We start from the raw sequence: 16,256 nt of genomic DNA on the forward strand, positions 1-16,256 counted from the left end.
CCTCCGACCCATGAGAGGTCTAGTCCACTCGCGCGGGCTCGCGGGGGCGCGTGGATGTCAGTGGCCGGCGCTACCGTTCAGGGCATGGAGCACATGGAGCGGGAGGAACTGGACCCGCGCGAGCAGTCCGTTCTCGCGCTGGAGCGCCGGAGTTTTCCCGGCCCCGGTGTGAAGGAGCGGGCGATAAGGGAGGAGCTGGGCCTGGCCCCGGTCCGCTACTACCAGCTGCTCAACGCCCTGCTGGACGACGAGCGGGCGCTGGCCCACGACCCGGTGACGGTGAACCGGCTGCGCCGGGTCAGGGAGTCCAGGCGCTCCGAACGCTGAGCGGATCGCTGAGCGGCCGTACGCGGATCGTGGATAGGGTCGCCGTATGGGCATCGACATGGGCATCGATACGACGGACCCGCTGCCGACCCCCGCCACCCGGGCCGGACGGGACGGGCTCACGGCGCTGCTCGCGCGGCCGGGCGGCGCGCTGATCGGGCTGGACTTCGACGGCACCCTGGCCCCGATCGTCGCCGACCCCGAACAGGCCCGCGCCCACCCCGGGGCGGTGCCCGCGCTGGCCGTGCTCGCCCCGAAGGTGGCCTCCGTCGCCGTGATCACCGGCCGCCCGGCCGAGGTCGCCGTGCGGCACGGCGGGTTCGCGGGCGTCCCCGGCCTGGAACACCTCGTCGTCCTCGGGCACTACGGCGCGGAGCGCTGGGACGCGGTGAGTGCGACCGTCACCGCGCCGCCCCCGCACCCCGGCGTCGCCGCGGTCCGCGCCGAACTGCCCGCCGTCCTGGAGCGATCGGGCGCCCAGCAAGGGATCTGGGTGGAGGAGAAGGGCCGGGCCGTCGCCGTGCACACCCGCCGCGCCGACCACCCCCAGGCCGCCTTCGACGCCCTGCGCGCCCCGCTCACCGACCTCGCCGCCCGCCACGGCCTGATCGTCGAGCCGGGCCGCCTGGTCCTGGAGCTGCGCCCACCCGGCATGGACAAGGGCGCCGCCCTGCTGCGGCACGTCCGTGAGACGGGCGCCGCCGCCGTGCTGTACGCGGGCGACGACCTGGGTGACCTGCCCGCCTTCGCCGCCGTGCAGCAGCTGCGCTCCGACGGTGTCCCGGGCCTGCTGGTGTGCAGCGGCAGCACGGAGGTCACCGAACTGTCGGAGCGGGCGGACCTGGTGGTGGAGGGTCCGGCGGGGGTGGTGGGCCTACTGCGCGCGCTGGCGGCTCAGCTGAGCTCCCCGAGCTGATCGAGGAACCACTGGGCCGGAGGCAGCGCGGTGGCCGCGGCGGCCAGCCGCTTGGTCCGCTCGGCCCGCTCCGTCACGGGCATCGTCAGTGCCCGGTGCAGGGCGTCGGCGGTGCCGCCGATGTCGTACGGGTTGACCGTGATCGCGTCCTCGCCCAGTTCCTCGTACGCCCCCGCCTCCCGGGAGAGCACCAGCGCGCACCCGTCGTCGGAGACGACCGGCACCTCCTTGGCGACCAGGTTCATGCCGTCCCGGATGGGGTTGACGAGGGCCACGTCGGCCAGCCGGTAGGCGGCTAGGGAGCGGGCGAAGTCGTCCTTGACGTGCAGGACGACGGGGGTCCAGCCGGGCGTCCCGTACTGGGCGTTGATCTCCGCGGCGAGGCGCTCGACCGCGGCGGTGTACTCGCGGTAGACGGCGAGGTCCTGCCGGGAGGGGTAGGCGAAGGCCACGTGCACGACGCGTTCGCGCCATTCGGGGCGGTCGTCGAGCAGCTGCCGGTAGGCGAGGAGCCCGCGCACGATGTTCTTCGACAGCTCGGTGCGGTCGACGCGGACGACGGTCCTGCGGCTCTCGTCGCCGATCTCCGCCCGCAGCGCGGCCATCCGCTCGGCGACGTCGGCCCGGTGGGCCCGCTCGCGCAGGAACTCCGCGTCGGCGCCGAGTCCGTGCACGCCGATCCGGGTGCCGGACGTGCTCTCGGGGCCGAGGACGGTGTGACAGCAGTCGGTGAACGCGTCCGCCCAGCGCCGGGTGAGGAAGCCCGCGCGGTCGGCGCCGAGGATGCCGTTCAGCAGTTCGGCGGCGATGTCGTCGGGCAGCAGCCGGAAGTAGTCCGGCGGGGCCCACGGGGTGTGGGAGAAGTGGCCGATGCGCAGGTCGGGGCGGAGCGTGCGGAGCATCCGGGGGGCGAGGGCGAGGTGGTAGTCCTGGATCACCACGGCGGCACCCTCGGCCGCCTCCTGCGCGAGCGCCTCGGCGAAGGCCTGGTTGTACGCCCGGTACGACGCCCACTGGCGCCGGAACTCCGCGTCGAAGACCGGCTCCAGCGGGGTCTGGTAGAGCATGTGGTGCACGAACCACAGCACGGAGTTGGCGATGCCGTTGTACGCGTCGGCGAACACCGTCGGGTCGATGTCCAGCATCCGCACCCGCTGGCCGCCGGTCGCGTCCTCGGACAGCCGCCGGCCGCCGTGCGAGCGCCGTACGGCCTCCCGGTCGGCGTCGCTCAGCGCGGCGCACACCCACACCGCGCCCGCGCCCGGCCCGATGGCCGACAGCCCCGAGACCAGCCCGCCGCCGCCCCGCCTGGCGTGCAGCACACCGTCCTCGCGCACCTCGTAGGAGACCGGGCCGCGATTGGACGCGACCAGCACTTCAGCAGCGAGCGTGGAAGCCATGCCCCTCAACCTAGCCCGCCCCGGAAACCCCCAAACGTACGTTCAGCCCTGCGAAGGGGCCGTATACAGCCGTTCTCCAGCGCGCGGGGCGCTGCGCCCGCGCCGGGTCACGCCACCCGTCGGCTCGTGTACTCCGTGATGTCCAGCATGGGCGGGCGTTCCTCCGTGTCCACCTGGTAGGTGCGCGGCTCGAAGCCGGTGGTGGTGCGTTCGAACTGGGTGAGGGTGGGGCGCAGGAGGTGGCCGCGGGCGAGGCGCAGCTGGGCGGTGCGGTAGATGGCGGCGGCCATGCGGCCCAGGGCCTGGCTGTCCTGGTGGCGGTGTCTTCGGACGCCGACGTCCACCTGGGCGAGGGCGTCCAGGCCGGACAGGTGGAGGGCGTCCACGAGCATGCCGAGTTCGACGCCGTAGCCGACCGGGAACGGGAGCCGCTCGAGCAGGGAGCGGCGGGCGGCGTACTCGCCGCCGAGGGGCTGTACGAAGCCGGCCAGCCGGGGCCAGTGCATGTTGAGCAGCGGGCGGGCCACCAGTTCGGTGACGCGGCCGCCCTCGCCCGGGGCCTGACCGAGCGGGCGGTCGTACATGGCCTTGACCAGGTCGATGCCGGGGTCGGTGAGCAGCGGGCCGACGGTCCCCACGACGAAGTCGGAGGAGAAGTCCCTGAGGTCGGCGTCCACGAAGCAGACCACGTCCCCGTCGGTGGCCAGCAGGGAGCGCCACAGGACCTCGCCCTTGCCGGGGAGGGCCGGTATGCGGGGCAGGATCGTGTCCCGGTGGACCACGCGGGCGCCCGCGGCGGCGGCCACCTCGGCGGTGCGGTCGGTCGAGCCGGAGTCCACGACCACGATCTCGTCGACCAGTGGGGTCCGCTCCACCAGGTCGCGGCGGATGGTGGCGACGATGTCGCCGACCGTCGGCTCCTCGTTCAGCGCGGGCAGGACCACGGACACCGACTGCCCGGTGGCCCGCTTGGCGGCGAGGACCCGGTGCTGCGGGATGTCGGCCACGGACCAGGAGCGGGTGGCCAGCCAGCGCTCGACTTCTTCCAGCACAGTCAGCGGCTCCTCACGTGTCTCGCGGTTCGGACGGCTGTCTCAACGTTCCTGGCCTTCGGTTACAGTTCTGAGCAACGCCGGATGACCATCGCATATCCAGGGTCGCCGACGTCCACAACCGAATACCGCTCATCCAGAGGGGCAGAGGGACACGGCCCGATGAAGCCCCGGCAACCCTCCAGTCGGTCACTCGTGCGCATCGCGAGGCTCCCGGCTCGGGAAGGTGCCAAATCCGTCTCACGGCGAGATGCGCTGTGAGGAAGATGAGGAGAAAGGGCCTCGCCTCCATGGCTGTGCAGACAGTTGCATCGAACAGCACCCCCACCTCCACTGTGGACCTCGGCCCCGCCGCCGCCCTCAGCTGCCGCGAATGCGGGCACCGCGTCCCGCTCGGCCCCGTCTTCGCCTGCGAGGAGTGTTTCGGGCCGCTGGAGATCGCCTACGACTTCTCCGGCTACGACACCGAGGAACTGCGCCGGCGCATCGAGTCCGGCCCCGCCAGCGTCTGGCGTTACGCGCCGCTGCTGCCGGTCCCCGCGGACGTGGCGGGCAAGCCCAACCTGAATCCCGGCTGGACCCCGCTGGTCCAGGCCGACAACCTGGCCCGTGAGCTGGGCGTCACCGGCGGCCTGTACGTGAAGGACGACTCCGGCAACCCGACGCACTCCTTCAAGGACCGCGTCGTGGCCCAGGCCCTGGAGGCCGCCCGCGCCTTCGGCTTCACCACGCTCTCCTGCTCCTCCACCGGCAACCTGGCCGGAGCGGTCGGCGCCGCCGCCGCCCGCGCGGGCCTGCGCTCGTGCGTGTTCATCCCGCACGACCTGGAGCAGGGCAAGGTCGTCATGGCCGCCGTCTACGGCGGTGAGCTCGTCGGCATCGAGGGCAACTACGACGACGTGAACCGCTTCTGCTCCGAGCTGATCGGTGACCCGGCCGGAGAGGGCTGGGGCTTCGTCAACGTGAACCTGCGGCCGTACTACGCGGAGGGCTCCAAGACCCTGGCGTACGAGATCTGCGAGCAGCTCGGCTGGCGGCTCCCGGACCAGATCGTGGTGCCGATCGCCTCCGGCTCCCAGCTCACGAAGATCGACAAGGGGCTGAAGGAGCTGATCGCGCTCGGGCTCGTGGAGGACCGCCCCTACAAGATCTTCGGTGCCCAGGCCGAGGGCTGCTCGCCGGTGTCGGCCGCGTTCAAGGCCGGCCACGACGTGGTCCGCCCGCAGAAGCCGGACACCATCGCCAAGTCCCTCGCGATCGGCAACCCGGCCGACGGGCCGTATGTGCTCGACATCGCGCGCCGTACCGGCGGTGCGGTGGAGGACGTGACCGACGAGCAGATCGTGGACGCCATCAGGCTGCTGGCCCGTACCGAGGGGATCTTCGCGGAGACCGCGGGCGGGGTGACGGTGGGCGTGACGAAGAAGCTGATCGAGGACGGCGTCCTCGATCCGGCGAAGACCACCGTCGTGCTCAACACCGGCGACGGCCTCAAGACCCTCGACGCGGTGGCCGGCACCGGACTGACCGCGACCATCCGCCCGAACCTGGACTCCTTCCGAGAGGCTGGCCTCGCATGAGTGTGACTGTCCGTATTCCCACCATCCTCCGTACGTACACGGGCGGGCAGGCCGAGGTGAGCGCCGAGGGGGCCACTCTGGGCCAGGTCATCGAGGACCTGGAGCGCAACCACACCGGGATCGCCGCCCGTGTCCTGGACGACCAGGGCAAGCTCCGCCGCTTCGTCAACGTGTACGTGAACGACGACGACGTCCGCTTCGAGCAGGGCCTGGAAACCGCGACTCCCGAGGGTGCCGGTGTCTCGATCATTCCGGCTGTCGCGGGCGGCTGAACATTACCCTGGGTAATGCTCAGGGAAGCGGAATAAGTAATTCAGCGTGGTTGAGCGCGGTACAGTTTGGGGAATCCGCGCCGCAATCACAGGTCAGAAGCCCTGGAATCATGCCGCAGTCCCGACAAGAAGTAGCCAAAGTGCGGGTGCTTTCTGCGGCATTTTTCCCCTTTGTGGAGCCTGACTTGCCCTGACAGTGGGTGAATTTTCGCCACATTCCGGACCGCATGCGCCCAGAATTCTCGTCCGTTTGACCTGTTGCAGAGGGCAGTTGGACAGATACATTCAGCCGCGGTCGACGCGTTCCGGCGCACGCCCCCAACCCAACGGGGGGTGAGGTCTGACCCGGATCCGCGAAGTGTGGATCTGTGCAAGGGCCAGTAATAGGGGAGTTAGGCATGGCTCAGGGCACCGTCAAGTGGTTCAACGCGGAGAAGGGGTACGGCTTCATCGCGGTCGACGGTGGTGCGGATGTTTTCGTCCACTACAGCGCGATTCAGATGGACGGCTACCGCACCCTGGAAGAGGGGCAGCGGGTCGACTTCGAGATCTCGCAGGGCCAGAAGGGCCCGCAGGCGGACATGGTCCGGCTGGCGACCAGCTGAAGCACGCGTCGACTGAACGCCGACGTACGTCTGTTTGTACGCGAGGGGCCCGCACCGCTCAGGTGCGGGCCCCTCGTCTTGCCCTCGTCCTGCCCCATGTCTTGCCTGGGGTCTTGCCCGAGCCGCTTGCACTCGGCAGGGGCGAGTGCTAATCATTGGCGTTAGCACTCTGAAGGTGAGAGTGACAAAGATGGACCGGGTCGGTGAGGTCCGCAGGCCGCGTGGGGCAAGGATCCACGGGCTTGCGAGCCGTCCGTCGCGGGCGCGGGCGCGGTCCGAAGGAATCACCCCCAGTCCTGGAGGGACCACTTCACATGGCCAAGATCATCGCGTTCGACGAGGAGGCGCGGCGCGGCCTTGAGCGCGGTATGAACCAGCTCGCCGACGCCGTCAAGGTCACCCTCGGCCCCAAGGGCCGTAACGTCGTCCTCGAGAAGAAGTGGGGCGCCCCCACGATCACCAACGATGGTGTTTCCATCGCCAAGGAGATCGAGCTGGAGGACCCGTACGAGAAGATCGGCGCCGAGCTGGTCAAGGAAGTCGCCAAGAAGACGGACGACGTCGCCGGTGACGGTACGACCACCGCGACCGTGCTCGCCCAGGCGCTGGTCCGCGAGGGCCTGCGCAACGTGGCCGCCGGTGCCAACCCGATGGCGCTGAAGCGCGGTATCGAGAAGGCCGTCGAGGCCGTCTCCGCCGCCCTGCTCGAGCAGGCCAAGGATGTCGAGACCAAGGAGCAGATCGCTTCCACGGCCTCCATCTCCGCCGCCGACACCCAGATCGGCGAGCTCATCGCCGAGGCCATGGACAAGGTCGGCAAGGAAGGCGTCATCACCGTCGAGGAGTCCCAGACCTTCGGTCTGGAGCTGGAGCTCACCGAGGGTATGCGCTTCGACAAGGGCTACATCTCGGCGTACTTCGCCACCGACATGGAGCGTATGGAGGCGTCGCTCGACGACCCGTACATCCTGATCGCCAACTCCAAGATCGGCTCCGTCAAGGACCTGCTCCCGCTCCTGGAGAAGGTCATGCAGTCGGGCAAGCCGCTGCTGATCATCGCCGAGGACGTCGAGGGCGAGGCCCTGTCGACCCTGGTCGTCAACAAGATCCGTGGCACCTTCAAGTCCGTCGCCGTCAAGGCCCCGGGCTTCGGTGACCGCCGCAAGGCCATGCTCGGCGACATCGCCATCCTCACGGGCGGCGAGGTCATCTCCGAGGAGGTCGGCCTCAAGCTGGAGAACGCGACCCTGGACCTCCTGGGCCGCGCCCGCAAGGTCGTCATCACCAAGGACGAGACCACCATCGTCGACGGTGCCGGCTCCTCGGACCAGGTCAACGGCCGGGTGAACCAGATCCGCGCCGAGATCGAGAACAGCGACTCGGACTACGACCGCGAGAAGCTCCAGGAGCGTCTGGCGAAGCTGGCCGGCGGCGTGGCCGTCATCAAGGCCGGCGCCGCCACCGAGGTGGAGCTCAAGGAGCGCAAGCACCGCATCGAGGACGCCGTTCGCAACGCGAAGGCGGCCGTCGAGGAGGGCATCGTCGCCGGTGGTGGCGTGGCCCTGCTCCAGGCCTCCCAGGTCTTCGAGAAGCTGGAGCTGGAGGGCGACGAGGCCACCGGTGCCGCCGCCGTCAAGCTGGCGCTCGAGGCCCCGCTGAAGCAGATCGCCGTCAACGCCGGCCTCGAGGGCGGTGTCGTGGTGGAGAAGGTGCGCAACCTGACCCCGGGCCACGGTCTGAACGCCGCGACCGGTGAGTACGTCGACCTGGTCAAGGAAGGCATCATCGACCCGGCGAAGGTGACCCGTTCCGCGCTGCAGAACGCCGCCTCCATCGCCGCGCTGTTCCTCACCACCGAGGCCGTCATCGCCGACAAGCCGGAGAAGTCCGCCGCGCCTGCCGGTGGCGGCATGCCGGGTGGTGACATGGACTTCTGATCCTTCCGGATCACCTGTCCTTTTCCGAGGGCGGTACCCCTGCTGAGGCGGGGGTACCGCCCTCGGGCGTTTCCGTCGGGACGTGCGCTCGATGCCACGGGATGCGGCGGCTGACCGACGCCAACGCCGTGCGCAGTTCGGCGGCGCGGGCGTGGACGTCGGGGGACGGTGACGGGGAGCAGGCGGTGTGGTGCCGGGTGCCACGGCAGGCCGTGCACAGGCCGCCCGGCAGTGCTTCCGGGCGGCCGGGTACGCCGCACTCCGAGCACTCCAGCAGGCGGCGGGGCGGAGTCGTCGGCGCCGACGGTGCCAACGGTGCCATCGGTTCCGGGGGAGTTTGTCCGTCAGACGGCGGTGCAGCAGGCGCCAGCCGCGCGCAGTCGGCCGCCGAGAGCGACAGCGCCGGGGCCGTACGGCCGAGCGCCGTCAGCACCATCCGTCCTCACGCGCCGTTCGCGTGAACCACGTTCGGGTGATCCACTGCACGGTCCCGGTCCCGGTGAGCTGCTCGCGGCCTCGCCTCAGGTGCCCCGCCCGCTGGATGTTGTTCAGCGCCGTACGCAACGCGCACTGCCCGTACGGGAGCACCTTGGCCAGCGTCTTCACCGACACGTCGGCCCCGTCGGGCAACCGGTCCACCTACGCCGCGATCGCCGCTTCGCGGGGCGGGAGATGCGTGAAGTCGTCGTTCGTGCGGGGGCTTTGGCCCGGCGCAGTGCGCTTCCCGTACCCGGGGTTGGCCATCGGGTGAGGGGGCTCGTGCGCGACGGTGGGGGCGTCACCAAGCTTGGCGTCAGCCATGGACCGAACCTTCCAGTTCATCGATCTCTTGGTCAGGCCCCCCATAGGTGTTGGTGCACCTGTGGGGGCTGATTGCTATGGCGGACGCCAGAGCCTTGTGACGTTCCGTCGCAAGTCGGTCGCGTCAAGTCAACACGCAAGGGTGGGAGGGTGGGTTGGGCCCTCCACCCGTTCCTTGGAAAGAGGTCTCGGGGCTGGCGACTTGAGCCTCGGGAGGGGTTCTTCTCAGCCCTGCTTGACGCCCGCGACAAACGCCGACCAGGCCTCCGGCCGGAACGCGAGCTTCGGGCCGCGGGGGTTCTTGGAGTCGCGAACGGGGACGACGGCGGGGTTGCCGTCGGCGACTTCGAGGCAGTTGCTGCCGCTGCCGCCGCTGTAGCTCGACTTGTACCAGGTGGCCGTGCTCAGGTCGTAGTCAAGAGGGCTGATCTCCATGGCCGTAATCCTGCACCACCGACTCGAGCAGAGCCAGCGAGTCGGAAGGGGAGAGCGCTGAGGCCTGGAGGAGGCTGAACATCAGCGTGTGGCGGGCGACTGTGGCCGGGTCGTCCACCAGCCTCCCCATGTCCGGACCCTCCACGAAGGAGAGCGGAGGGGCGTCCGTGAACTCCATCAGTTTCAATGCCCCGGCCATCGCCGCATGCGCCCCTTCGCCGAACGGCAGCACCTGCACGATGATCCGGTGCCTGCGGGCCAGGTCCGCCACATGCCGCAGCGCTTCCGCCATGACTGCGCGACCGCCCACCGGCCGGCGGAGTACGGCCTCGTCCAGCACCGCCCACAACAACGGGGTTGTTGGGTCGTTGAGGATGTGGGCCCGGTCGAGCCGGTCGGCCACCGACTTGTCGATCTCCGCATCGGGCGCCGTGGGGTTGTACGCGCGAAACACCGCCTGCGCGTAAGCCTCCGTCTGCAACAGTCCGGGGATCAGAAGCTGGCCGTACTCCCTGATTCCCCTTGCGACTGCCTCCGCGTCCGCCGCCTCCGCGAAGTGGTCCGGGTACTTCGACTTGGCGAGGGCGCCGCAGTTGCGGGTGAAGAAGCCGTTCGTGCCCAGGATCTCGTCAATCTTGGCGGCGTATTCGAGTTGCAGGCGCCGAGTGCCTGCCTCCAACTGCCCGATGAACGACCCGCTCACGAACAGAAGCTCACCCAGTGCCGTCTGGCTGAAGCCCTTCCGTTCGCGGGCGATGCGTAGCTCGGAGCCCAGGAGGGCCCGGGGAGAGCTGGACGGATCTAGGTCCTTGGAGCCGGACATGGCAACTCCCTGTCACATCACGTGGGGTTGTTGGGTCGCCGTCTCTGGCCAGGTTAGGGACTTGATGGCCACGCTGGGTACAGAACAGGAATACTCAGAGTGGAGGTACGGACTATGGCGAACACGGCGAAGTCGGCCCAGGAGGCGGTGGAGCGGTTGCGCTCCGCGCTCAAGGAGGTCGGGATCATCCTGCCGTCCCTGCGGATCGATCCGGTGACCGGCGCGTACGGAGACCCGTACGCCCTGGTCGACCTCGGCCGCTGCAACCTGGGCGTCGCCTCCCGGCTGGCCGCCGCGCTGCGGGAGCGGGGCGGGGACGCGTGAGTGGCGAGGTGCCGGTGCCCGTCGGGTCGTATGCCGTGGACGGGCGCAGTGGCAGGGTCGGTGAGGTCATGGGGCGGGAGGGTGGGTGTGTGCAGCTCAGGCCGGTGGGCGGTGGGGTCGAGTGGGACTGTCCGCCGGGGGAGCTGTGGGAGGCGACGCCGAGTGACGTGCTGCGGGAGCGCGTGCGCAGGCTGAACAGGGAGGTGCGGTTGCCCCGGACGTGAGGGGGTCGTCAGCCCCGGGAGCCCACGGCGTACGTGTCGTAGATCTCCAGGAGTCGGGTTGGGGAATGCGGCGATGGATGGCACGGTTGAGCCCGTCGGACTGTGCATGCGTGTGCACATACCGACCGGTACCCGACTTGTCTGCCCAGGAGATTTCCCGTGACCGTCACTGACACCGCCTCCCGAGCGGCCCAGCTCCTCTCCCGTCCCGTCTCGCTGAACGGGCTGACCGTCCGCAACCGCATCGCGATGGCGCCGATGACCCGCATGTTCTCGCCGGGCGGCATCCCGGGTGAGGACGTGCTGTCGTACTACGCGCGCCGGGCCGCCGCAGGTGTCGGACTGATCGTCACCGAGGGGACGTACGTCGGGCACGACTCGGCCGGGCAGAGCGACCGGGTGCCCCGGTTCCACGGTGAGGAGCAGCTCGCCGGGTGGGCGAAGGTCGCGGAGGCCGTGCACGCGGCGGGCGGTGCGATCGTGCCGCAGCTGTGGCACATCGGCATGGTCCGCAAGGCGGGCGAACCGCCGTTCGCGGACGCTCCCGCCGTCGGCCCGTCGGGTCTGGTGGCCGAGGGCGCCGAGCAGACCGGCCGGGCCATGACGCAGCAGGACGTGGACGACGTGATCGCCGCGTTCGCGGAGGCGGCCGCCGCCGCCGAGCGGATCGGCTTCGACGGCGTCGAGCTGCACGGCGCCCACGGCTATCTGCTGGACCAGTTCCTGTGGGCGGGCACCAACCGCCGTACCGACGCCTACGGTGGCGACCCGGTGGCCCGCGCCCAGTTCTCGGCGGAGATCGTCGCGGCGGTCCGCGCGGCCGTGTCCCCGGAGTTCCCTGTGATCTTCCGCTACTCGCAGTGGAAGCAGCAGGACTACTCGGCCCGCCTCGCGGAGACCCCGGAGGAGCTGGAGTCGATCCTCACCCCGCTGGCCGCCGCCGGTGTGGACGTCTTCCACGCCTCCACCCGCCGCTACTGGCTCCCGGAGTTCGACGACTCCGACCTCAACCTCGCGGGCTGGACGAAGAAGATCACCGGCAAGCCGGTCATCTCCGTCGGCTCGGTCGGCCTGGACGGCGAGTTCCTCTCGTCCTTCGCGGGCGAGGGCGCCGGTCTGGGGAGCATCGACAACCTGCTCGACCGGATGGAGGCCGACGAGTTCGACATGGTCGCCGTCGGCCGTGCCCTGCTCCAGGACCCCGAGTGGGCGGCGAAGGTCCTCGGCGACCGCTTCTCCGAGCTCAAGGCGTTCGACGCGGCGGCCCTGAAGAAGCTGACCTGATCCGACCTGGTCCGGCCTACAGGTTTCCCATCGGCTCGATGTCCACCTGCACGGGTGTGCCCCAGACGCGCAGGACCTCGTAGTCCGTGAACTCGTGCACGAGCCGGTAGGCCATGGCGGCTCGGGAGCCGCGTCGCTGGGCGGCGATGTACAGCTCGGCCTCGCGGCGGTCCCGGCGCGGGGTGCCGCACAACTGCCACTCCCGTCCGTTCCACATCTCCGGCAGCCAGCGCTGCTGGGCCTGTGGACGTTCGGAGCGGACGCCGTAGCGGGAGGGCACGGGCTCGGCGCCCCCCTCCCGGGGGCGGGTCCCGTGCAGCTGGGAGCGGCGCGCCGCCCGGCGCCGGGTCTCGCACAGCAGACACAGGTCCGGTGCGCCCTCGTCCACCGGGCCGGTCGGGTGCTCGGGACAGCGGGTGGTGGGCGCGCCCCCGCTGACGCTCTCGTCCAGCAGGTCCACGGCCCGCCGCAGATCGGCCCGCACCTCGTGCAGCTTGGCGTCCGGGGTCTCGGCGGTGAGCGCCTCCCCGTGCTCCCCGAGCAGTCGCAGGGCCCGTCCGAGAGCGGTGAGCTGGGCGTGGTTCATGCCCACCAGCTTCCCACCCGCGTGCCCCTCATCAGCCGTCGGTGTCCGTCAGCGCCGCACGCAGGTGGCCGTCCGTCTTCTTCAGGAGGCGGGCCGCCGTCGGGGCGTCCACTCCGGCCAGGATGGTCAGGACCGCGTTCTTCACCTCGCCGCCCGTCTCCGACAGGGCCCGCTCGACCTGCTCGTCGGTGGCGCCGGTGGCCAGCGCGACGATACGGCGGGAGCGTGCCCGGAGCTTGTCGTTGGAGGCGCGGACGTCCACCATCAGGTTCCCGTAGGTCTTGCCGAGGCGGATCATCGTGAGCGTCGAGATCATGTTGAGGACCAGCTTCTGCGCCGTGCCCGCCTTCAGCCTGGTCGAGCCGGTGAGCAGTTCCGGACCCACGACGACCTCGATGCCGTACTCGGCCGCCGCCGCGAGCGCGCTTCCACGGTTGCAGGACAGGCCGACGGTCAGCGCGCCCAGCGCGCGGGCGTGCTCGACCGCGCCGACCGCGTAGGGGGTGCGGCCCGACGCCGAGACGCCGACCACCGTGTCGTCGGGGGTCAGGGCCAGCGCGTCCAGGTCCGCGCGGGCCAGCTCCCGGGAGTCCTCGGCACCCTCCACCGAGGTGACCAGCGCCGTCGGGCCGCCCGCGATCAGGCCCACGACCCGCGTGGGGTCGGTGTTGAAGGTGGGCGGGCACTCGGACGCGTCCAGCACGCCGAGCCGTCCCGCCGTACCCGCCCCCGCGTACACCAGCCGGCCGCCCCGGGACATGCGCGGGACGATCGCGTCGATGGCCGCCGCGATCTCCGGGAGCCGTTCGGCGACGGCGGCGGGCACCCGGGCGTCCTCGCCGTTCATCAGGCGGGCGATGGCGAGGGTGGGGAGCCGGTCGATGTCCGCGAGGTCCGGGCGGAAGCCCTCGGTGGTCAGCGTCTCCAGCTCGGCGGGGTTCATGGGACGGCTCAAGCGGTCGTTCATGGAGTTGTTCATGCGGGTGGCTCTTTCCGGGACGTCTGGTGCGGCGGGTGTCGTGGGTCCGCTGCGCGACTCCGACGAACAGACAGTCCACTACGAGCGGCCGGCCACCGGGTCACCGTCACCCGCGAAACGTATTTTCGGCCCGTACGGCGGTCAAGACCGCGCACAATAGGACCATGGACCCCGTAAGCCCCCTGGAACAGGCGCTGCACGCGGCCCGCGCCCTCGTGCTCTCCGACCTGGTCGCGGGCCAGGTCGCCGAGGCGGACGTCGTGTCCCTGGTCGAGGACTCCGTCGTACAGCGCCGCTGGTGGGTCGAGCAGTGGCCCGACGGGGTCGGGTACGTGGCCGGACTGGTGGCACAGGACGTACAGGACGCGCTGCTCGACCGGCACGGCCGCTGGCCGCTGTGCCCGGTGTGCGGCTCCGGCGACCCACACGCCCTCGACGTCGAGCCGGAACTCGGTCCCGATCCGCACTGGGTGTGCCACAAGGCGGGTGTGAAGGTCGCCGCCGTGGGCTCACTGGGGCGGGCGACGGGCGGGACGGCGTCCTCGTGACGCTGTACATCGACCCGCCGACCTGGCCCGGCCACGGGCGCCTGTGGTCGCACCTGGTGAGCGACGTGTCGTACGACGAACTGCACACGTTCGCCGCGGGGCTGGGCGTACCCCGGCGGGCCTTCGAGCGTGATCACTACGACATTCCGTCGCACCGGTACGCGGACGTGGTGGCCGCCGGAGCGGTGGAGGTGGACAGCCGCCAGGTGGTACGGCTGCTGCACGGCTCCGGCCTGCGCAGACGCAAGGGCAGCGGGCCTCAGGCGTTCTGAGAGGCTCCCACCCCGCGGAGGCGGGGGAGGTGGAACGCACCTCGCCGATGACGCTTCAGGCCTGCCGGAGTTCGTAGGCGAACTCGTCCTCGCCCTCGCTCACCTTGGTGAACCCGGCCCGGGTGACGACCGCGTGGGAGGGGGTGTTCGCCCGCTCGACGGTGGCGAACACCGTGCGTACGTCGTCGCGGGCCAGCGCCCAGCCGGACAGCGCGCGCAGGGCCTCGGTGGCGTAGCCCTGGCCGCGGGCGGACTCGGCGAGGTCGTATCCGATCTCCGCGAGCCCCTCCTCGTCCGGGGCGCCGTGGAAGCCGATGCCGCCGACCGCGCGGCCGTCCTCGGGCCGCACCATCACGAACACCCCGAACTCCGGCCGGTGCACGCCCGCCTCGTACGCCTTGACCAGCATCCCCGCCGCGTCCCGCGTGCCCTCGAACGGGCCGCCCTCGACCCAGTCGAAGCCGCCGTCGCCGCCGAGGCGCAGATCGCGGGCCTCGGCGGGGCGGACGCCGGTGAGGACGAGGCGTTCGGACGGGATGACCAGGTTGTTGTGCCAGCGCCACTCGGTGACCGGGGCGCGGCCGGGCAGGTCACCGCGGCCGGTCGCCCACAGCAGGGTGGACCAGGCGTCCGGGCCGGGCTGGACGTGCGGGAAGATCCGGGTCAGGACGAACTCGGCCAGTTCCTCCTGGGGCGCGTAGTCGAGTGCGAGGCCCTCGGCGATGTCGTGCGTGTGCAGCAACACCTCCGCGAGGCCCATCGCGGCGAAACCCTCGCGGTCGGCGCTGCGGAACGGGTAGGGGTGGAAGGCGCGGGCGCCGGGCGGGGCGGTGCGGACCGTCGCGGCGAGCAGGGCGCCGGTCGTCTCGATCACATGCAGCAGGCCCGCGTTGTCGGTGCCCTCGTCCAGGCTGATCTCGAAGGGGACGTAGGCGTGCTGGGCACGGCCCGCCAGATTGCCGGCGTACCCGATCAGGCACTCGGCGACATGGAACGCCGTCTCGTGGCAACTCCAGTCGGAGCTGCCGGCCTTCACCGTTTCCCAGTCCCGGTCCACCGCAGGGCGCAGCGCCGCCAGACATCCCGCGACGGCCTCTTCCACCTGTGTCCCGCTCCATGCACGCATGGGCCGCAGACTATGGGGCCGGATCCGCCGGGGGCGACAGGATTTTCAGCTCGGCACGGAGGTTGCGGCGGGCGGCGGCCTCCCAGTGGGCCTGCCCGTACGGGGTGTGGAACAGCCTCGGCAGGTCCAGGAGTTGCCGCAGAATCGCGGAACGGCCCGCGCGGAAGGCGTCCTCCGGCACGAAGTGGTACTCCTCGCGGACGGCGGCGGTGTAGGCGGCGTACGCGTCCGGCGGCGCGGCGAGGATCGCCAGGTCGGCGTCGCACAGCACCTGGCCGTCACGGTCGTCGTCGGCGGGGTCGTGCGTGACGGTGAGCCGTACCAGCCTGGCCACCTCGGCGGTCCGCTCGTCACTCACCCCGGCCTCGGGCAGCGCGCGTTCGGCGGCCCGCGCCGACCGCTCCTCGTTCTCGGAACGGTCGGGGAAGTAGACGGCGTCGTGGAACCAGGCGGCGAGGCGTACGACGTCCGGGTCGGCCGCGTGTTCGTGCAGTACGTCGATGTGGTCCAGGACCGCGGTGAGGTGCGCGACCGTGTGGTACCGCCGCTGCGGCTCCTGCCAGCGGGCGAGCAGGTTGTCGGCGTACGGCGCCGGATCCGGCCCGTCGGCGTGCCCCCGGGCTCCTTCCAGGGCACGGGTCCAGCGGGCGCCGAGGGCACTGAGGGCGTTGAGGTCGGCCATGGGGGCATTGTGCCTGCGCCGCGCCGGGCTGTGTACGGGCCGGGTACGAGAGGGGCGACGACGCGGACGCCAGGTCTGTACCC

General features: G+C 70.9%; 18 protein-coding genes, 1 pseudogene and 1 riboswitch. Of the genes and pseudogenes, 10 read left to right on the forward strand and 9 right to left on the reverse strand.

The window, feature by feature from the left end; all coding sequences use genetic code 11:
* The first annotated feature begins 93 nt into the window (after positions 1 to 93).
* Positions 94 to 327 carry a DUF3263 domain-containing protein gene (locus ACIPK3_RS14825; RefSeq protein ID WP_402570182.1) on the forward strand — a complete coding sequence of 78 codons (234 nt, stop codon included), beginning with the start codon at positions 94 to 96 and terminating at the stop codon, positions 325 to 327.
* A gap of 46 nt (positions 328 to 373) precedes the next feature.
* Entirely contained in the window at positions 374 to 1,243 is an 870-nt protein-coding gene (otsB, locus tag ACIPK3_RS14830; RefSeq protein WP_402569666.1) for a trehalose-phosphatase, read from the forward strand.
* Here otsB and ACIPK3_RS14835 read toward each other — a convergent pair.
* The gene (locus tag ACIPK3_RS14835) at positions 1,222 to 2,643 is read right to left on the reverse strand and encodes a trehalose-6-phosphate synthase (RefSeq protein ID WP_402569667.1); all 1,422 of its coding nucleotides are present in this window, start codon (positions 2,641 to 2,643) and stop codon (positions 1,222 to 1,224) included. The genes otsB and ACIPK3_RS14835 overlap by 22 nt on opposite strands.
* 107 nt (positions 2,644 to 2,750) lie before the next feature.
* The gene (locus ACIPK3_RS14840) at positions 2,751 to 3,695 is read right to left on the reverse strand and encodes a glucosyl-3-phosphoglycerate synthase (RefSeq protein WP_402569669.1); all 945 of its coding nucleotides are present in this window, start codon (positions 3,693 to 3,695) and stop codon (positions 2,751 to 2,753) included.
* Between the two features lie 129 nt (positions 3,696 to 3,824).
* Positions 3,825 to 3,968: riboswitch (SAM riboswitch) on the forward strand.
* A 17-nt stretch (positions 3,969 to 3,985) separates the two neighbouring features.
* Here ACIPK3_RS14840 and thrC point away from each other — a divergent pair.
* From thrC to groL, 4 genes are all read left to right on the forward strand, one after another.
* Positions 3,986 to 5,275: a threonine synthase gene (thrC, locus tag ACIPK3_RS14845; protein ID WP_402569670.1), complete on the forward strand. Its 1,290-nt coding sequence runs from the start codon at positions 3,986 to 3,988 to the stop codon at positions 5,273 to 5,275.
* Entirely contained in the window at positions 5,272 to 5,547 is a 276-nt protein-coding gene (locus tag ACIPK3_RS14850) for a MoaD/ThiS family protein (RefSeq protein WP_402569672.1), read from the forward strand. Before thrC ends, ACIPK3_RS14850 begins: the two co-directional genes overlap by 4 nt.
* Positions 5,548 to 5,945: 398 nt before the next feature.
* On the forward strand, positions 5,946 to 6,152 hold the full coding sequence (locus tag ACIPK3_RS14855; RefSeq protein WP_019057200.1) for a cold-shock protein: 207 nt from the start codon (positions 5,946 to 5,948) through the stop codon (positions 6,150 to 6,152).
* 314 nt (positions 6,153 to 6,466) lie between these two features.
* Positions 6,467 to 8,089, forward strand: a complete 1,623-nt coding sequence (gene groL, locus ACIPK3_RS14860) for a chaperonin GroEL (RefSeq protein ID WP_402569674.1) — start codon at positions 6,467 to 6,469, stop codon at positions 8,087 to 8,089.
* Positions 8,090 to 8,099: 10 nt separating this feature from the next.
* Here groL and ACIPK3_RS14865 read toward each other — a convergent pair.
* The 3 genes and pseudogenes from ACIPK3_RS14865 to ACIPK3_RS14875 all read right to left on the reverse strand — a co-directional run bounded on the left by ACIPK3_RS14865 (position 8,100) and on the right by ACIPK3_RS14875 (position 10,148).
* Positions 8,100 to 8,833: pseudogene (locus ACIPK3_RS14865) on the reverse strand (hypothetical protein).
* Between the two features lie 282 nt (positions 8,834 to 9,115).
* Positions 9,116 to 9,325, reverse strand: coding sequence for a DUF397 domain-containing protein (locus ACIPK3_RS14870; RefSeq protein ID WP_402569676.1), 210 nt, complete (start codon positions 9,323 to 9,325; stop codon positions 9,116 to 9,118).
* On the reverse strand, positions 9,306 to 10,148 hold the full coding sequence (locus tag ACIPK3_RS14875) for a helix-turn-helix domain-containing protein (protein WP_402569677.1): 843 nt from the start codon (positions 10,146 to 10,148) through the stop codon (positions 9,306 to 9,308). Before ACIPK3_RS14875 ends, ACIPK3_RS14870 begins: the two co-directional genes overlap by 20 nt.
* A 114-nt stretch (positions 10,149 to 10,262) precedes the next feature.
* On the opposite strand from ACIPK3_RS14875, the gene ACIPK3_RS14880 reads away from it, so the two are divergent.
* Together ACIPK3_RS14880 and ACIPK3_RS14885 are read left to right on the forward strand one after the other, a co-directional pair.
* Positions 10,263 to 10,472, forward strand: a complete 210-nt coding sequence (locus ACIPK3_RS14880) for a hypothetical protein (protein ID WP_402569679.1) — start codon at positions 10,263 to 10,265, stop codon at positions 10,470 to 10,472.
* Positions 10,473 to 10,855: 383 nt separating this feature from the next.
* Positions 10,856 to 11,980, forward strand: a complete 1,125-nt coding sequence (locus tag ACIPK3_RS14885) for an NADH:flavin oxidoreductase (protein ID WP_402569681.1) — start codon at positions 10,856 to 10,858, stop codon at positions 11,978 to 11,980.
* A gap of 16 nt (positions 11,981 to 11,996) precedes the next feature.
* Here the strand turns inward: ACIPK3_RS14885 and ACIPK3_RS14890 are convergent, their stop codons facing one another.
* Together ACIPK3_RS14890 and murQ are read right to left on the reverse strand one after the other, a co-directional pair.
* On the reverse strand, positions 11,997 to 12,566 hold the full coding sequence (locus tag ACIPK3_RS14890) for a hypothetical protein (RefSeq protein WP_402569683.1): 570 nt from the start codon (positions 12,564 to 12,566) through the stop codon (positions 11,997 to 11,999).
* Between the two features lie 31 nt (positions 12,567 to 12,597).
* Positions 12,598 to 13,545, reverse strand: a complete 948-nt coding sequence (murQ, locus tag ACIPK3_RS14895; RefSeq protein ID WP_402569685.1) for an N-acetylmuramic acid 6-phosphate etherase — start codon at positions 13,543 to 13,545, stop codon at positions 12,598 to 12,600.
* A 164-nt stretch (positions 13,546 to 13,709) separates the two neighbouring features.
* Here murQ and ACIPK3_RS14900 point away from each other — a divergent pair, with 164 nt between their 5' ends.
* Together ACIPK3_RS14900 and ACIPK3_RS14905 are read left to right on the forward strand one after the other, a co-directional pair.
* Positions 13,710 to 14,093, forward strand: a complete 384-nt coding sequence (locus ACIPK3_RS14900; protein ID WP_402569686.1) for a hypothetical protein — start codon at positions 13,710 to 13,712, stop codon at positions 14,091 to 14,093.
* Positions 14,090 to 14,365, forward strand: coding sequence for a DUF4031 domain-containing protein (locus ACIPK3_RS14905; RefSeq protein WP_402569688.1), 276 nt, complete (start codon positions 14,090 to 14,092; stop codon positions 14,363 to 14,365). Before ACIPK3_RS14900 ends, ACIPK3_RS14905 begins: the two co-directional genes overlap by 4 nt.
* 55 nt (positions 14,366 to 14,420) lie before the next feature.
* Here ACIPK3_RS14905 and ACIPK3_RS14910 read toward each other — a convergent pair whose 3' ends face one another.
* Together ACIPK3_RS14910 and ACIPK3_RS14915 are read right to left on the reverse strand one after the other, a co-directional pair.
* Positions 14,421 to 15,491 carry a GNAT family N-acetyltransferase gene (locus ACIPK3_RS14910; protein WP_402569690.1) on the reverse strand — a complete coding sequence of 357 codons (1,071 nt, stop codon included), beginning with the start codon at positions 15,489 to 15,491 and terminating at the stop codon, positions 14,421 to 14,423.
* Between the two features lie 10 nt (positions 15,492 to 15,501).
* On the reverse strand, positions 15,502 to 16,173 hold the full coding sequence (locus ACIPK3_RS14915) for a hypothetical protein (protein WP_402569692.1): 672 nt from the start codon (positions 16,171 to 16,173) through the stop codon (positions 15,502 to 15,504).
* Positions 16,174 to 16,256: the final 83 nt, after the last annotated feature.

It is taken from the genome of Streptomyces sp. NPDC086787 (genome assembly GCF_044745865.1).
In the GTDB taxonomy this organism is placed as follows: Bacteria; Actinomycetota; Actinomycetes; order Streptomycetales; family Streptomycetaceae; genus Streptomyces.

Bases quoted from the DNA above. Each gene is read 5' to 3' on its own strand.
- ACIPK3_RS14915 (WP_402569692.1), bottom strand. From the start codon at position 16,173: ATGGCCGACCTCAACGCCCTCAGTGCCCTCGGCGCCCGCTGGACCCGT.
- otsB (WP_402569666.1), top strand. From the start codon at position 374: ATGGGCATCGACATGGGCATCGATACGACGGACCCGCTGCCGACCCCC.
- ACIPK3_RS14875 (WP_402569677.1), bottom strand. From the start codon at position 10,148: ATGTCCGGCTCCAAGGACCTAGATCCGTCCAGCTCTCCCCGGGCCCTC.
- murQ (WP_402569685.1), bottom strand. From the start codon at position 13,545: ATGAACAACTCCATGAACGACCGCTTGAGCCGTCCCATGAACCCCGCC.
- thrC (WP_402569670.1), top strand. From the start codon at position 3,986: ATGGCTGTGCAGACAGTTGCATCGAACAGCACCCCCACCTCCACTGTG.
- ACIPK3_RS14870 (WP_402569676.1), bottom strand. From the start codon at position 9,325: ATGGAGATCAGCCCTCTTGACTACGACCTGAGCACGGCCACCTGGTAC.
- ACIPK3_RS14880 (WP_402569679.1), top strand. From the start codon at position 10,263: ATGGCGAACACGGCGAAGTCGGCCCAGGAGGCGGTGGAGCGGTTGCGC.
- ACIPK3_RS14900 (WP_402569686.1), top strand. From the start codon at position 13,710: ATGGACCCCGTAAGCCCCCTGGAACAGGCGCTGCACGCGGCCCGCGCC.
- ACIPK3_RS14850 (WP_402569672.1), top strand. From the start codon at position 5,272: ATGAGTGTGACTGTCCGTATTCCCACCATCCTCCGTACGTACACGGGC.
- groL (WP_402569674.1), top strand. From the start codon at position 6,467: ATGGCCAAGATCATCGCGTTCGACGAGGAGGCGCGGCGCGGCCTTGAG.
- ACIPK3_RS14835 (WP_402569667.1), bottom strand. From the start codon at position 2,643: ATGGCTTCCACGCTCGCTGCTGAAGTGCTGGTCGCGTCCAATCGCGGC.
- ACIPK3_RS14855 (WP_019057200.1), top strand. From the start codon at position 5,946: ATGGCTCAGGGCACCGTCAAGTGGTTCAACGCGGAGAAGGGGTACGGC.
- ACIPK3_RS14825 (WP_402570182.1), top strand. From the start codon at position 94: ATGGAGCGGGAGGAACTGGACCCGCGCGAGCAGTCCGTTCTCGCGCTG.
- ACIPK3_RS14910 (WP_402569690.1), bottom strand. From the start codon at position 15,491: ATGCGTGCATGGAGCGGGACACAGGTGGAAGAGGCCGTCGCGGGATGT.
- ACIPK3_RS14890 (WP_402569683.1), bottom strand. From the start codon at position 12,566: ATGAACCACGCCCAGCTCACCGCTCTCGGACGGGCCCTGCGACTGCTC.